Source organism: [Phormidium] sp. LEGE 05292 (assembly GCF_015207735.1).
GTDB lineage: Bacteria > Cyanobacteriota > Cyanobacteriia > Cyanobacteriales > Aerosakkonemataceae > Floridanema.
Map to the genome: position 1 here is coordinate 1 of NZ_JADEWG010000075.1, position 16,210 is coordinate 16,210.

Annotated in this window: 14 protein-coding genes; 5 read left to right on the plus strand and 9 right to left on the minus strand. The window is 41.2% G+C overall.

Translation table 11 applies throughout. The features are described 5' to 3' along the window. Together IQ264_RS19605 and infC are read right to left on the minus strand one after the other, a co-directional pair. The coding region (locus tag IQ264_RS19605) for an NTP/NDP exchange transporter (protein WP_413470362.1) at nt 1-1,650 on the minus strand (1,650 nt) is incomplete at its 3' end. 373 nt (nt 1,651-2,023) lie between these two features. Then, nucleotides 2,024-2,557, minus strand: coding sequence for a translation initiation factor IF-3 (infC, locus tag IQ264_RS19610; RefSeq protein WP_193982492.1), 534 nt, complete (start codon nt 2,555-2,557; stop codon nt 2,024-2,026). 397 nt (nt 2,558-2,954) lie between these two features. Between infC and IQ264_RS19615 the strand changes: the two genes are divergently transcribed. Beyond that, nucleotides 2,955-3,914, plus strand: coding sequence for an alpha/beta fold hydrolase (locus tag IQ264_RS19615; RefSeq protein WP_193982493.1), 960 nt, complete (start codon nt 2,955-2,957; stop codon nt 3,912-3,914). Nucleotides 3,915-3,946: 32 nt separating this feature from the next. Here the strand turns inward: IQ264_RS19615 and IQ264_RS19620 are convergent, their stop codons facing one another. Beyond that, nucleotides 3,947-4,288, minus strand: a complete 342-nt coding sequence (locus tag IQ264_RS19620; protein WP_193982494.1) for a BON domain-containing protein — start codon at nt 4,286-4,288, stop codon at nt 3,947-3,949. 311 nt (nt 4,289-4,599) lie between these two features. Between IQ264_RS19620 and ilvN the strand changes: the two genes are divergently transcribed. Beyond that, a complete protein-coding gene (gene ilvN / locus IQ264_RS19625) occupies nt 4,600-5,121 on the plus strand; it encodes an acetolactate synthase small subunit (protein ID WP_073596161.1) in 522 nt (173 codons plus the stop codon). A gap of 199 nt (nt 5,122-5,320) precedes the next feature. Here ilvN and IQ264_RS19630 read toward each other — a convergent pair whose 3' ends face one another. Continuing rightward, on the minus strand, nt 5,321-6,325 hold the full coding sequence (locus IQ264_RS19630; protein WP_193982495.1) for a zinc-dependent alcohol dehydrogenase family protein: 1,005 nt from the start codon (nt 6,323-6,325) through the stop codon (nt 5,321-5,323). 127 nt (nt 6,326-6,452) lie between these two features. Beyond that, entirely contained in the window at nt 6,453-6,776 is a 324-nt protein-coding gene (locus IQ264_RS19635; protein ID WP_193982496.1) for a helix-turn-helix domain-containing protein, read from the minus strand. Nucleotides 6,777-6,936: 160 nt separating this feature from the next. Between IQ264_RS19635 and IQ264_RS19640 the strand changes: the two genes are divergently transcribed. From IQ264_RS19640 to IQ264_RS19650, 3 genes are all read left to right on the plus strand, one after another. Beyond that, nucleotides 6,937-7,362: a hypothetical protein gene (locus IQ264_RS19640; protein WP_193982497.1), complete on the plus strand. Its 426-nt coding sequence runs from the start codon at nt 6,937-6,939 to the stop codon at nt 7,360-7,362. 331 nt (nt 7,363-7,693) lie between these two features. Continuing rightward, the gene (locus IQ264_RS19645) at nt 7,694-9,094 is read left to right on the plus strand and encodes a sugar porter family MFS transporter (RefSeq protein ID WP_193982498.1); all 1,401 of its coding nucleotides are present in this window, start codon (nt 7,694-7,696) and stop codon (nt 9,092-9,094) included. A gap of 277 nt (nt 9,095-9,371) precedes the next feature. Then, a complete protein-coding gene (locus tag IQ264_RS19650; protein WP_193982499.1) occupies nt 9,372-11,765 on the plus strand; it encodes a vanadium-dependent haloperoxidase in 2,394 nt (797 codons plus the stop codon). Between the two features lie 275 nt (nt 11,766-12,040). Here the strand turns inward: IQ264_RS19650 and IQ264_RS19655 are convergent, their stop codons facing one another. The 4 genes from IQ264_RS19655 to IQ264_RS19670 all read right to left on the minus strand — a co-directional run bounded on the left by IQ264_RS19655 (nt 12,041) and on the right by IQ264_RS19670 (nt 16,191). Continuing rightward, the gene (locus IQ264_RS19655; protein WP_193982500.1) at nt 12,041-12,286 is read right to left on the minus strand and encodes a DUF2281 domain-containing protein; all 246 of its coding nucleotides are present in this window, start codon (nt 12,284-12,286) and stop codon (nt 12,041-12,043) included. A 38-nt stretch (nt 12,287-12,324) separates the two neighbouring features. After that, entirely contained in the window at nt 12,325-13,848 is a 1,524-nt protein-coding gene (gene glpK, locus IQ264_RS19660; protein ID WP_193982501.1) for a glycerol kinase GlpK, read from the minus strand. 49 nt (nt 13,849-13,897) lie between these two features. Continuing rightward, nucleotides 13,898-15,397, minus strand: coding sequence for a S10 family peptidase (locus IQ264_RS19665; RefSeq protein ID WP_193982502.1), 1,500 nt, complete (start codon nt 15,395-15,397; stop codon nt 13,898-13,900). 164 nt (nt 15,398-15,561) lie between these two features. After that, nucleotides 15,562-16,191, minus strand: a complete 630-nt coding sequence (locus IQ264_RS19670) for a PAP/fibrillin family protein (protein ID WP_193982503.1) — start codon at nt 16,189-16,191, stop codon at nt 15,562-15,564. Nucleotides 16,192-16,210 lie beyond the last annotated feature (19 nt).

Consider the following 16,210-nt stretch of genomic DNA (forward strand, 5'->3'; position numbering starts at 1 on the left):
CCCCAGCCCTCTACTTCCCCACCCCGCCACTTCTTCTTCACCAATCAGAGCTTTAACATGAGATAAATAATTAGTGTGAGGAGCGATCAGCATACTTTCCAGACTTTGATATTGCAAAGCTGGTGGTAAAACTTTTAGTAATGGTGCTAAAACGTCCCCGACATTTTTCGGGTCAATTTGAGTCAGTAATTCAATACAGGAACGTTTATCTGCTTCCGAAGTTGTACCTTCTAATGCTTCGACCACTGCTCGTTTAAGTATGCGTAAATCGACTTCTCCGACTCCGCTTAATTGTCCTCTTTGGGCGCTCAAAACTAGTAGGTCAAGGTAGCGCGATCGCAACAGCCAAACAATCAGCAACCACGAAAAAGCAAACAACACTATTCCTAAAACAATTAACCAACTTAGCAGATTTACCTTATCGATTTGGGAACTGTTACGATTTACCCAATTCAACACCCAAATTACCGCTAAAATCCCAATACCCGTCAACCCCGTTGCTACAGGTTCAGCAATCCCACGCGCTTTTGTCTCTACATTCCCCCGTAAATTATCAGGAATTGGTTGAAACAAAACCGAAGCCGTACTAGCAACAAAAGTGTAGCGCAACAACTCATCAGCAAATTTTAAAATAATTAAACCAATAAATAATTGAACCAACCCAGTCAGAGGCAAGACACCCAACACACTCAACAGCGCCCCAGGCAACATAGCAGTGAGAAATACTCCCATTCGTTCAATAACTCGGCTGGAAATAAACCATTGAGTAAACAGTTCAAAAATCCCGACTACTCCACTAAATAATCCCAAAAAACTGGCAATTTGTTTGACATCAAACTTTAATTCCAACTGCGTTAGATACTGAAAATCAATTAACAACAGCAGGATTTGGGAAATTATAAAAAAACCAAATAAATAAATCGCATATTCCTGTAACGGCCCTTTCAAACGACGGTTAGTATAGTCTGATTGCTCATCGTGTAAATCTCGATAAGGAGCATCAGGAAATGCCTGTTTATAACGTTGGCTCAAATAAAATAATATTCCCGCACCCAGCACCAACATTCCCGCCGATACCAAAATTACATTATTTATACCTACAGCTTTCAGTAACAGAGGTAAAGAAAAACCACTTAAAACATCTGCAACTAAAACACCACTACTAATTAAAGGAAAAGTGCGTTTAATTTCCCTAATATTAAATAATTGATTAGCCGTTAGTGAAGTAGTTAAATGATTAAGAGAGTAACCACCATCTACCCACAGAGGTAAGACAAATATTGTCAGCCAACCTAAAGAACCAACTTCCAAGCCTAACCGAAATAGTAATAAAGGAACAGCTGAAATTAAACCAATTAAAACCACAAACCGCCGTAGTGGTAAAACCCTTTGCATCCAGGTAGAAAGAATTCCTAAACCTGAACCCATAACGGCACTAGCTATGTAAATCCAAGGCAACTTATCCGAGCCATACTGTTCTAAGAACAGTGCTACCGTCGTCGCCTCCAACCACAAAAGTCCTACTGAAGTCGTAGTGTAAACAGCAAACATCAGAAAGGTGCGTTCGCTTTCTTCAGCACGAAGATTCAGCCCTTGGAGCAATATCCGTCCCCAACCACGGCTATTAAATAACGGATTTTTCAGCGTCATCTGAATCTCCGAATTGATACTGCACACCTGCCAATTTTAGCCATTTTGTAATCAGCAATTCACGGTTCATCACCATTTCCTACCAGACCAATGAACAATGAACGATCAACTATTCATTATTGCTGAATTGCTGATACTCATGGCACAAATTTCCGGCTATGTCTAAAGTGACAAGTTTTGCCGACTATCGCACCAGGATAATAAGAGAGTATCACGACTTTCTTGCCGATGATTGAAGAAAAGGAGAGAGCAGAGGGGCTCCAGGAGCAGAGGGGCTCCAGGAGCAGAGGGGCAGAGGGGAAAGGTAAAATTTAATTCTCTTTGTCCCCTTGTCCCCTTGTCCCCCAGTCCCTTTGTCTCCTGTCCCCAGTCCCTACTTTTTAGGGGCTAACAGTAACATCATGTTGCGTCCTTCTTTTTTGGGCGCTTGCTGCACTTCTCCTAATTCCTGCAAATCTGAAGCCATGCGGTTGAGTAAGTTTTCTGCTAAGTTGCTGTGTTGAATTTCTCGACCACGAAACATTATGGTAGCTTTGACTTTGTTTCCGTCATTTAAAAAGCGCTTGGCATGAGCTACTCTCACGTTATAGTCATGGTCGTCAATGTTGTAGTGCATTTTTACTTCTTTGACTTCAGCTGTATGCTGCTTTTTCCTCGCTTCCCGCGCTTTTTTCTCTTGCTCAAACTTGAATTTGCCATAGTCCATGATGCGGCAAACTGGGGGGTCAGCTTTATCACTAACTAAAACAAGGTCTAGTTCTTTTTCGTTTGCGATCGCCATTGCTTCTCTAGGAGTTATGATCCCTAGTTGACCACCATCGGTGTCGATTACTCGAATTTTGGGAAATCTAATCCGTTCGTTGATTTGAGGTTGATTATTAGTGCGTTTTGTTTCGATTACTGTCATTTAGTTCGGTATAAAGTTAACTAACAACTCGATCGAGCCTACAAGTGGCAGTCATTGGGGTTACAGACAAAACGACTGCTGAACTTTCCAGTCAAAGCGAGAAACCGCCACAATTATCTACCAGCTTGTTTTTAGATTCTACTCAGCTTAGTTTTTTTAGGCTCATTCTTAATTTTATTTTCCATTTGCCAGTTTTGTCTCTATCGAAGGCAGAGGGGCAGAGGGGCAGAGGGGCTCCAGGAGCAGAGGAGCAGAGGGGAAAGGTAAAATTTAATTCTCCTTGTCCCCATCTCCCCATCTCCCCATCTCCCCATCTCCCCATCTAATGCTCAAAACACAGACTACAATGAGAGTCAAAGGAAAGTTTTGTAAATCTTTTTGAAGCAGAGGGGTTAGTGTGACAAGTTCCCTGCATTGGCAGCAACGAATTGGAAGTCAGAGGGACTGGGTTTGGCGAGGTTGGCAAACTCGCTATACTTATATTCGTTCTCCTCAGTCTGCGGCTAATGCTACACCATTAATTTTGTTGCACGGTTTTGGGACTTCGATCGGACATTGGCGACAAAATTTAAATGTCTTTAGTCAAGTACATCCAGTTTATGCGCTGGATATGTTGGGTTTTGGGGCTTCGGAAAAAGCTTCTGCACGCTACAATGTGAAGCTTTGGGTAGAGCAAGTTTACGATTTTTGGCAAACTTTTATCCGCCAGCCTGTGGTTTTAGTGGGTAATTCGATCGGTTCTTTGGTAGCTTTAACGGCAGCAGCTACATATCCAGAGATGGTGGCTGGGGTGGTGATGATGAGTTTACCAGATCCTTCTTTGGAAGAGGAAATGATTCCGAAGCAGTTGCGATCGCTAGTAGCCACCATCAAAAATTTAGTATTATCCCCACTACTCCTGAAAACAGTCTTTTATTGGGTACGACACCCCCGCCGAGTTAAAAGTTGGGCGGGACTTGCCTACTGTAACCCAGAAGCTGTCACTGATGAACTAGTAGACATTCTCACAGGGCCAGCCCAAGACCGGGGTTCAGTACAAGCTTTTTGTGCCATCCTCAAAGCCATGACCACTTCGGGATTTAACCCTAGTGTAAAATCATTACTTCCAGGTTTAAACATTCCCCTGTTGCTATTGTGGGGCGCACAAGACAAGATGGTTCCCAAACATTTAGCCCAGCATTTCACTCAATACAACCCCAATTTACAGGTAATAGAGATTGAAAATGCTGGACATTGCCCCCACGATGAATGCCCAGAGCAGGTTAACCAAATTATCCTAGACTGGATCGATTCATGGCGGACACCCACAAATCAAGTCTCAGCGACACCTCAACCATTAGTAGTTAAACGCTCTTAGGCATTGAGCAAGGTTTTGGTTCAGGAAAATACTTAACCAACTGTCACTTCATCGGTGTTTACAGATGTGGCACCACTAACACCACCAGCAATTGACGTGGCTTGGTCTAAAATTTCTTGACTGGGAACTTTTCCTTTCAAAACTACAGTACCACCAGTTTGAGCTACCCAAAGAGTTTCGACATCATCTAGGCTAGAATCTTCATCGAAAGCCAGGGCAACCCTTTTGGCTAAACCACTTTGGTCGTATTCCCCATTCAATCCTACTCGCTCTGGGGGAATTTCGTTTCCCTGATCGTCAGTTCCAGTCGGTTCTGGGTTTGTCTGAGCATCAGCGGGTTTTTCCATTCCAAACATTCGCTGTAACCAACCCATTGGGATTTTCCTCCAATAGCAATTAACATGAACAATTCTAAATTAAACAATTTTTGCCATTTGGTGACATGATTCTCCAGAAATATTTATTGATTGTAGGGTTAATCGAAAAACGAAAATCACACGATTTCCTCTAGAATTAATAAAAGATGATTAAGTAATTTTTGTAGCCCAACAGCGGCAGTAATATAGTAATTATTACTAAAGCTGCTTTTGCAATGTCTGGATCGGCAGAAAGGTCGGTGTTACTTCCAGTGCATCGTGCTATCCGCAGCAAAAGCTGTCTGCGCTGAAGGATTTATTACCGAATAATGAAACACACTCTTTCTGTTTTAGTTGAAGATGAAGCCGGGGTATTGTCTCGGATTGCAGGTTTATTCGCCCGCAGGGGCTTTAATATTGAAAGTCTGGCTGTGGGGCCTGCGGAACAAATGGGGATTTCCCGGATTACGATGGTAGTGCCAGGGGACGATCGAGTAATTGAACAGCTGACTAAGCAACTCTACAAGTTAATCAATGTCCTGAAAGTTCAGGATGTGACTGAGATTCCCTCTGTGGAACGGGAATTAATGTTGATGAAGGTCAATGCTACTGCTAGCACTCGTTCGGAAGTGATTGAGTTGGCACAAATTTTCCGGGCACGAGTTGTGGATGTGTCGGAAGATTCCTTAACTTTGGAAGTGGTGGGCGACCCTGGTAAGATGGTGGCGATCGTCCAAGTATTACAAAAATTCGGGATTCGGGAAATTGCTCGCACTGGTAAAATTTCTCTGACTCGTGAATCTGGTGTTAATACTGAGTTCCTCAAGTCTTTGGAAGCAAAACTAGCCTGACAATTTGCGATTTTAGATTGCTGATTTTATGAGGATGTTTGAAAACTGTCTGGCGGTTAAAACCGCGACTATACAAACAAAGTCCGCCTACGCGGACTCCTCAAAATCAACCAATTTTGAAACCTGTTGTGGCAGGTTTTGTCTGTATAGCCTACGACTTTAGTCGTTAGGGGAACTTGAGAATCTCAAATCCCAACTATCAACTATTAATCAGTAATACTAATTTACCTGTAACTGAACCGGATTCTAGCAAGCGATGGGCTGCTGCTGCTTCGGCTAAGGGAAAGGTTTGACCAAGGTGAATTTTTAACTGACCTCGATCGATTAAACGGGCTGATTCTGTTAGGATTTTCGCTTGATGTCGCTGATATTCTACTAAGCCTTGCAGCATCGGTGTCAGCATTAATTCTAAGCTAATCCGCAGATTTCTTAATCTGGCGGTTTTTAAGTTTCCCAGTGTGGTATCGGGTTCTAAAATGGTGACGAGATCTCCATAAACTTTCACAGCTGGGACGGTTTTAAAGAAGGTTTCGCCGCCGACTGTATCAAAGGCTAAGTCTACTCCTTCTCCATTTGTCCAATTTAATGCAGCTTGGACAAAATCGTTTTGTTTGTAAAAGATTATTTCATCTGCGCCTAGTTGACGGACAAAATCGGCTTTTTCTTGATTACTAACGGTGGTGCAAACTTCTGCACCTTGTAATTTTGCTAGCTGTATTGCTACGTGCCCAACTCCACCTGCGCCTGCATGAATTAATACTTTTCTTCCGGCTTCTAAGTGGGCGCGATCGTACAATGATTCCCAAGCCGTAATTATCACTAAAGGTGCGGCGGCTGCTTCAGCAAAACTGAGGGTTTTCGGTTTATAAGCGACGAATTTCTCATCTACAACTACTTTTTCGGCGTAATTCCCTTGTTTTGTTCCTAGTCCACCACAACAAAAGTATACTTCGTCGCCTACTCGGAATTTTTCTACGCCGCTACCTACTGCTTCGATGACTCCTGCACCGTCACATCCTAAAATAGCTGGCATTCGATCGGGGTAAAAGGTTCCCCGTTGTCGCAGTTTAGTGTCGATGGGGTTGACTCCTGCGGCGTGGAGTCGAACGAGAATTTCTGTTTCTTTTTCAATTTTGGGATCGGGGAGATCCTGAAGTTGCAGGACTTCTGGATCTCCTGCTGCTGTCATCAGTAGTGCTTTCACGGCTTTTTTTGTAAGTGTTTATTCAACCAGATTTATCATAGTTGAACCACTCCAGGCGCAGAAGACGCAGAGGAAGGAAGATGATAGGGGGAAGGGTGCGATCGCCATATCTAATTCCAATTTTCCCCTACTTCTTTGCTTCCAATTCTGGCGGATCTTCTAAAATCATGGCGATTTCTAATAATTCCCAACATTTGTAAACTTCGCCAGTCTCAGAATTTAATGGACGAATTACCCGTCGATACGCTTCTAAGGTATCCACCATCAGTTTATTGCCATTTCCTAATTCCACATCGTTGAGTCTGGTTTTGCCAACTCCTGTGAGATCCGCCAGTTCATCCAACGTCAAGCCTTTCTGTTCACGCGCATTCTTTAAAATTAGCCCAACTTTGACCATCCCAACTTTGTCAAATCTAGCTATCGGTTGGCTTCTTTTACTCTGACGCGGCATAACCACTAAATATCAGCCTCGTAATTCTTGATTTCCTTGGCAATATCAGCATTTTAACGCAGTAGTTAGTCTATTTGATAATTTGTCCGAGATTGTGGATATTGACTTTTTCCAAAATAGCGGATAGTGTATTTATAGTAATTCTACCAGCTTCAGAGATATGACAGCTTTGTTCGATCGCATTAAACCCGCTGAAAGATTCCGCATTAGCAAAAGAGAAATTGCTAAGTTTTTGGGAATAGCAGAGTCACTAATTAAAAAAGTAAAAAATTGGCCTTATGTAATTTTTGTTCATAGATTAGATAAAGGCGGACAATTTATTAGTTATCGGAAAATAGAAAAGTGGCGCAATGCTGTTGCTTGCCAAATTCAAAAATGTACGAATTTGGAGGAATTGCAACAATTAGCAAATGGGATTCGGAGAGATTGGAAAAAGCATTATCAACAATACGAAGATGTGGTATTGCGATTTTTAGAAAGAATCTGGGATCAACGCCTGGAAGTTATCCTCCAAGGCTTAACTAAAGAATTTAGCATAGTAAATTTACCTATTAGGGCGAAGGAGCTAATTATTTGTTTAACTTGATTATGATGGAAATATATTTAAGCTTCCTTTTTCACAAAAAAGGTAAACAGCACAAGAAAAAAATTTTTAAATCTGCCTATAGATAGAAATAAAAGAAGTATTTAACCTGACAATATTGCCATTTATTTTAATTTTTGTTTAAAAGTGTATTGTTATTAAAAAAATTAGTTCATCGGTTTTATTAACAGATTAAATTTTAGTAAGAGGGCGAAGAATGCAGGGTCAGGAAAAAGAAGTGAACAGCTTCTTTGAATCCTGACTCGGATATTTGCATGAAAACTTTTCTCTTGAAATCACAAATTTAACAGACTCATGCAAACAGAGAAAAAATATGGTTGTCGAAAACAGGCTAGGTAAACCGAGTCTTTCCTACGTTATTTTAATTTCCGATGTGGCTGCGATCGGGGGTTTCCTTTTTGGATTTGACACAGCAGTGATTAACGGTGCAGTTGCATCGCTACAAAGCGCGTTTGCTGCTACCAGTACGCAAACTGGTTTTGCGGTTTCTTCAGCGTTGTTAGGTTCGGCGGTGGGTGCTTTTTTTGCCGGACAATTTGCCGATCGCTACGGTAGAGTCAAGTCAATGATGATCGCTTCCGTTTTGTTCTTCCTCAGTGCGGTTGGTTCCGGGATAGCTTTTAACATTTGGGATTTTAGCGTTTGGCGTTTGTTGGGTGGCTTAGCAGTTGGTGCAGCGAGTGTGATTGCACCAGCTTACATCGCGGAAGTTGCACCCGCCCGTTTGCGGGGAAGATTAGGTTCTCTGCAACAACTAGCTATTGTTGTGGGGATTTTCATCGCTTTACTGTGCGATTATTTTATTGCTGTCGCCGCAGGTTCAGCTGATGCGCCTTTTTGGTTTGGTGTACCTGCTTGGCGCTGGATGTTTTGGACAGAAATCCCGCCAGCTTTACTTTACGGTATCGGCGCATTTTTGATTCCTGAATCGCCTCGTTATTTAGTGGCGCAGGGAAAAGAAGAAGAAGCAGCGACGGTATTGGCAAAAGTCGAAGGTGGCGACGTAGACAGAATAGTTCTTGATATTCGCCAAACAGTATTGCGGGAACGCAAACCCAGATTATCCGATCTTTTGAGCAGAAGTGGTGGTTTGTTACCGATTGTTTGGGTTGGAATTGGACTTTCTGTGTTCCAACAATTTGTAGGGATTAATGTGATCTTTTACTACAGCAGCGTGTTGTGGCGTTCTGTAGGCTTTTCCGAAGCCGATTCACTTTGGATTACTGTGATTACCAGCGTGACTAACATTGTTACTACTTTAATTGCGATCGCATTTGTCGATAAATTCGGACGCAAACCCCTACTTTTGTTAGGTTCAGTAGGAATGTTTCTCACTTTAGGAGTCATGACAGTAATCTTTGCCAATGCGCCGTTAGATGCAGCTGGTAATCCTAATTTAATCGGAACATCAGGTTTAATAGCTTGCATTGCAGCTAACCTTTATGTATTTTGCTTCGGCTTTTCTTGGGGCCCAGTTGTTTGGGTATTGTTGGGAGAAATGTTTAATAATAAAATTCGCGGCGCAGCACTTTCTGTGGCAGCAGCGATGCAATGGATCGCTAATTTTGTGATTTCTACATCTTTCCCTGTACTTTTGAAAAATTTCGGTTTAGGTTCTGCTTATGGTCTTTATACCATTTCCGCAGCAATCTCTTTCTTCTTTGTGTTCCTGCTAGTTAAAGAAACCAAAGGCAAACAGTTGGAGGAGATGTAATTATTCCTTCCAAAACAGCGTTTTTTCCCGCTAATTTAGCATATTACAGCTTAAGAGTGCAAGAAAGCACTCTTTTTTTTGTAAATAAATGTTAATTAGCAAATTTAGGTATAAAAATTTCCGGATCGAACTTCCCTCCTGAGATAGAAATACGCAGGCATCTCCAATTATTAACAAATTTCACTACAGAGAAACAGTGGATTAGACACAAGTTAATCCACTATTTCTGAGTTTGTCTTCGTCTATTTTCCATCACAAATTCTCAAAAGGAAGAAACATGGCTAACCCTAGTATTTTTGGTAGTTTAGGGCGGAATTTTGCCTACACAAACGATGCGGCTGGATTAGATGCTTTCAAAAAAGAATGGTTGACAGCAGCGAAAAACCAAGGAATTGAGGTATTCAGTAATGATTTCAACGGGACAAAAACTAATTATTTTGACCCAATTGCTCAAAGCAACCTTACCCTTGATAACAATAGCTGGCAAACTTTTGGGCACACAAATGGGATGGGTGTCGCCGCTGCTTATGCAGGTTGGTACACTGAAACCAGCAAAATTCGGGCGGAAATTAACTATAACCCTAATACCGGGGAATCGCAAAAGCTAACTTACAAATGGACACCCAACAAAAGTGTTACCAGTGCATTTATCGATCTGAGTGCATTTACTCCTCTAATTGCGGAAAAATGGGGGAATGAAGTTGGTTATTTGCGGGCATTTAAAAATGGGCAAGAAGTGGATATTACAGGCTTTCGGATGGTTAATGAAACCACCCAAAGCATCAGCCAAGCTTCTATTAATAATTCTCAATTGGGTGTCAGGTTTACTGCGGATGATGGAGTTGGCGGAGATTTCAAATTTAGGGTGACGGGTAACTTTGATGAATTGCGATTTGAGGCTAGACCTTATGATAGTCCAAATGGTACTCAACCCGTTAATCAATTTGGTTTTAGCGATAGTTCCGATTTTCTAGTTCAGCAAATCAAATATGAGGGAACGGAAGATAGTTTACAAGTTGGGTTTCAAAGCATCAATTTACCTCAGACGATCGACTTTGGTGCTGATGGAACTGCTAGAGTTACTGTTACCAACCAAGGAATGACCTTGGTTAATCGACCTGTAACCGTTAACCTGTATATTTCTACGGATGAAACGATCGATCGCGTCACCCCAGAAACCTTAGTTGATGGACAAGAAGACTTAAAAAATGATGGTTTACTAGCCAAAGTTACGCAAAATGTCAACTTGTTACCTGGTCAATCTACTACTTTTGACATTCCCTACAAAAACCTAACTTCCGTTGTCTCACCGGGAGGATATCACCTGATTGCAGAAGTCGATCCCTTAGCCCAAAGTAGCACCAATAAAACAGTTAGCCAGTATGTTTCTGCACCGGGAACAGATGTCGTAATTGATTGGATGTCAACCTTCTTAAATGCTGTGCAGGAAGATCCCGAATCAGGCGATCCTGTAGGTTCAGCACCCCCAGAAGGTACACGCGCCGCAGCTTTGCTGAGTGCGGCGATTTATGACACGGTGAATGCCTTTGAAAAAACTCACAAACCTTATTTAGTAGATCAAACTGCACCCATAGGTGCATCAAAAGAAGCTGCGGTAGCTGGGGCTGCACATTATATACTCAGTTTGTTGTACCCCAGCGAAGTAACACAGATCAACGCTCAACTGGAACGCTCTCTGGCTGAGGCTTCTGGAACTGCATTGGAAAAAACCAGCGGTGCAAATTTTGGTCGTTCCATTGCCCAAGCGGTGATGATTTCTCCCCAAGCAACGGCGCTGAGTGTAGCCGATCCAGATTTGGGTTATACTTACACTCCTAATGTGGGCGACTATGTTTGGCAGGTTGATTTGCCGAATAAATATGCTCTTGGTGCGGGATATGGAGAAGATGCAGTTCCGTTTGCTGTTCCTGACAGCGATACCTTTGCGCCCACTTTCGACGGTGTATATAAGAGCGATCTTTACGCCAAAGATATTGAAGAAGTTCGACTGGCTGGGGGTAAGGCAAATACTGCCACAACAACTATAAATCGTACTGCTGACCAGACTCAATTAGTTTACTTTTGGGCTTACGATCGTCCTGACACCTTCAGACCTTACGGACAGTTGATTCAAATTGCCCAAGAAACAGCTGTGCGCGAGGGGAATACCATTGGGGAAAATGCCCGTTTGTTCTTGCAGTTAAGTGTAGCATTGGCTGATTCAGCGATTACGGCTTGGGATGCCAAGTACACTTACAATCAGCCTAGACCAAATGATGCGATCGCAGGTTGGACCGATCCTGTAACTGGTCAGTTTGTCGCACCCTTGACAGAAAGAGATGGTCGTGCTGACACTACCTCTGACCGAAATTGGGAGTCACTTTTACCGACTCCTCCGTTTCCAGATTTTATCTCCGGTCACTCAACTTTTGGTGGTGCTTTCGGTACAGTAATGACCAACTTTTTCGGTGATAATTACAAATTTACTGCGGTTTCTCAAGAGTTAATTGGTACAACTCGCACTTTTAACAGCTTTAATCAAGCTGGATTTGAAGATGCTATTAGTCGTTTATACGCTGGAGTTCATGTTCGAGAAGCGATCGAGGATGCAGTAACAACAGGTCAAGCAGTTGCTAATTATGTTGTTAACAACATTGCTCAACCAGTTTAATTAATTTACTGAAATAGCGATTCCGTATTTGGCGGAATCGCTTTCATATCCGATCGGAAATAATCAAATCAATCATTTCATTCTTATTCTTGCGATAAATCCGAAAGTCACTATCTAAAGTTATACCAATTCTCTGTAAAATTGCGCTTAATCATTGCCACTCCCTTTAGATGGGGAGGGGTTTGTGTGGGTTTCCGTGCAGCGCATCTTCATAGAGAATTGGTATTAATACTGAACTACCTGGAATTAACTCACTCATCCTTACCAAACAAGCATCAGCTAATGAAATCGGTACATTCTGATAAAGCTTGATTAGTGGAAAGGTCGCCTAATTTACTATCAACGCATCCCGCCCATTGCTGGGCTGCTTCATAGGCGGAAATAGATTGTTTTTCAACTACATCCTTTTGCGCTTTATATTGCAGAAATTCTATAAAATCAATTACTTCTTGCTGTTGATTAGCAGATAATTTTTTAAACTCATGTAACATAAGTTGTTCGTTATTAATGGCTTGAGTCATATTTCACTTCTTTTTAAATCTAAACTCTCAACTTAAAATTATTTTAGCCCAGGTTCACCTACCCAATGTTTTGCCCGTTCCACTGCTTCCAACCATTTTTGAAAGTTATTGGTAGCTGATTGAGTATTTCCTGGTTCAAATACTCGATCGATCTGACGTTGACTTACCAATTGTGCATCATCTTGCCAAAAACCAGAAGCGATTCCCGCAGCAACAGCAACTCCTTTAACAGTAGTATCTCGCATCACAGGTCGTTCTACAGGAATTCCTAACACATCGGCTTGAAATTGCATTATAAAATTATTTTCGCAAGCACCTCCATCTACTTTTAATCGTTCTACTTGTAGTAAACCAGAATCATTAATTGCTTGTACTACTTCTTTGACTTGAAATGCGATCGCTTCCAATACCGATCGTACTAAATGTTGTCTTTTTACACCACCTGTAATCCCAAAAAAAGCACCCCTAGCATTCATATCCCAATGAGGTGCGCCTAATCCACTTAAAGCAGGAACAAAGTAAACTCCACCATTATCAGATACTTGTTGTGCTAATATTTCGGTTTGAGCAGCATTATCAATTAATCCTATTCCATCCCTTAACCACTGAATACAAGCACCTGTAGTAAACATACTTCCTTCTAAAGCATAACCAACTTTTGTTATATTATTAGAATCGTTTTGAGTCAAAGCAATTGTCGCAATTAGTTGTTGTTGGGAATGGATGATATTATTACCTGTATGTGCTACTAAGAAACTTCCGGTTCCATAAGTGCATTTGACTAATCCTGGGCGATCGCACCCATGACCAAATAATGATGCTTGCTGATCTCCGAGTATAGCTGTAATTGGAATTTCTGCACCTAATAAATCCGGTTTAGTTGTACCAAAATACCCCAAACTTGGTTGAATTTTTGGTAATAAATGCGCGGGAATATTAAACAAATCAAGTAACTTTGTATCCCACTCACGAGTAGTGAGATTGTACAACATAGTGCGACTAGCATTACTGTCATCTGTGGCGTGTACTTTTCCACCTGTCAAGTTCCACAAAATCCAAGAATCAATTGTTCCAGCTAAAACATTATCTAAATTTATCGAAGAAGGTTTCACAACTTGTTCTAATAACCAAGTTAACTTGGTAGCAGAAAAATAAGCATCAACGATCAATCCTGTACGGGCAAAAATTTCCTCAGCATAACCTTGTTCTTGCAATTTTTGACAGTGAGAAGCAGTGCGACGGTCTTGCCAGACTATAGCATTGTGTAAGGGTTTTCCGGTAGTTTTATCCCATAATAAACAAGTTTCTCGCTGTACTGTAAGTCCAATTGCTTGGATATTTGTCGCTTTAATTTTGGCTTGTTGAATGGCTTTTTGCATTACTGTGCAGGTGGCTTGCCAGATTTCTAATGGGTTATGTTCTAACCATCCTGGCTGTGGGTAATATTGAGTTAATTCTTGATATGCTTGAGAGATTACATTACCACTGTTGTTAAACAAAAATGCACGGTTGCCTGTTGTTCCTAAGTCTAGTGCTAGGATGTAGCCTGAAGTTGCTGTCATTACCTGTTCCTTGATTTAAGCAAGTAGCTATACTTAGTAATGGTGAGAGTTAGGCGATCGCCTTTTGATACAACTCTTTGATATCATTAAACCATTGCTGACGCGAATCATCCCAAGTGTAAAACATATGTCCGCCTCGATAATGTTTCAGTGTTAAATTCGGGCGAATTTCGGGATTTAATTTCATCAAATTGGCTAAATGATTGGAAGCAAAATAAGGTGTAACCAAATCAAAAAATCCGTGATTGATATAAACTTGCATATAAGGATTAAGCGTCATCCCCACACGCAAATCATCTACTGAACCAACAAAACCTTGTTTGAAATCACCTTTAATATCAAATTTCCAAGCTTTAAATACCTCGAAATTTAACAGATGATAAGTTAGGTCAGTTTCTACACCTAAAGTATCTCGTAAATGACTGTTGATTGCTCCGGTGAATAATCGATCGATCCCATCTAAAGTTGGATCGATTCCTTCGTAGTTTAACCTTTCTGGGAAAGGATCGATCGCTGTAATTGAAGCATCATACAATCCAACAATTCGCTGTTGCTCTCGTAATAATTCACGGGAAAAAACTTCAATATCAACTCTTCCCCCTAATCTTTCAATTAATGATACTGGCAAACCAATCAAACTAGCCATTCTTTCATAAACAGCCTGAAATTCCTCTGCTTTAGCTGTATCACCCATTGCTAATAGAGGAATTAATGTTTGGCGAGAAAACTGTTCGGCAGCAGCTAAATGTGCCGCTAAATTATTAGTTTCTCCTGCCCATTGAGCACGATGATGATGAATACCAGCAGCAGCAAGAGAAGGAAATACTGTTGCCCAAGAAGTGAGGTTGTAATCATTTCCACCCAACAAACTGAATTCTAAAGCTGGAGAAATCAAAATTGCACCAGAAAGCCCAACACCATATTCCTGTTGTAATTTTCGGGCTAACTTTGCTACTCGAAAGCCACCGTAACTTTCTCCAGCAATGAAAATTGGGGAAAGCCAACGTTTCTTTTGGGACAGAAATCTTTGAATAAATTCTCCTAATGCTTTTAAGTCTCGTTCCACTTCCCAAAATTCAGTTTCTTGTGGTTTATCGGACTCTTTTGAATTAGCTTTTTCCTCAGATTTATTCTGTCCTTCTTTATCTGATGATAAACTGCGACTAAACCCTGTACCAATAGGGTCGATAAACACTAAATCGGTAAAAGAAAGCCAACTTTCTAAATTATCCACTACTTGCACTGGTGGTTTTGGTAAGCTACCTTTTTCTCCGAAATGAATTCGCTTTGGCCCTAATGCGCCTATATGGAGATAAGCGGAAGCTGCACCTGGGCCACCATTGAAGACGAAGGTTAGTGGTCTAATGTTTGCCTGTTGATTTTGGGCGATGTAGGCAACATGGAACATGGAAGCAATAGGCTTTTCTTGCTCAAACAAGGTTTGCCATTCGGCTGAGGCTGTATAGCGAATCTCTTGCTCAGGTAGTGATAGAGTATGTTCGGTAGTGCTTGGTTTGCGGGTTATGGGTTCGTTGGATGTGTCAGACATTTTGGTAGTTTAATAATTAATATTATTTTAGGCGCATTTGTTGAATAATAGACTTCTTGCCAAAGTCCGAAATCTTTGTTTTTTTTACCACAGATATCCACAAATAAACACAGATAAACACAGACGAATTCAGAGATTGTCTATTTTTGCAAGAGGTCTAATAATTATTTAGTTGACTGACGACGAAACACAAACAAGTTACCTGTTGCACCTCTACCAAATCGGATTTCTTGGTCTAAATAAGAAGTAATCCAAACTGCTTCCGAGCGTAGCCATTCTAATACAGGAATTGTTAATTGAGGCCAACTCCAGTTAAACCAACCAAAAGGTTGTTTGGCTTGCACGGAAAATGAACTAAAGCTGACTTTAGCAAGTTGCTCAGGTGTATCCCAAACCCAAATTCCATTTGCTTGTAATTGCCATTTTCCAAACCAAGGTAAGTCTATAATGGCAGCGTTAACAGCAGCAATTTTGTTGCGATCTTTTGCTGTTAACTCTTGCCAGACTCGATCGATTTTTATTGCTTCTCCCCAACTAGGAATTGATGCTACTCTCCGGGTAACAACTGTACCACGAGAAGCATAAATTAATTGCCATTCTCCGATTAAATAAGGTAAATAATCTGGTTGCAATGGTTGGGGAATGGGATTAATATTTTCTAATTGTTGCACTATTTGATTAATCGATTCATTAACTGAGGGAAATATTGCTTGTTGAGGGTCTAAGACTTCAATTTCTTGCAGCAGTTGGGTTCTTAAGGTGATGTTATCGTTTGTCAGATTTAGCTTTTCCATATTCGATTGGTACTTTGAG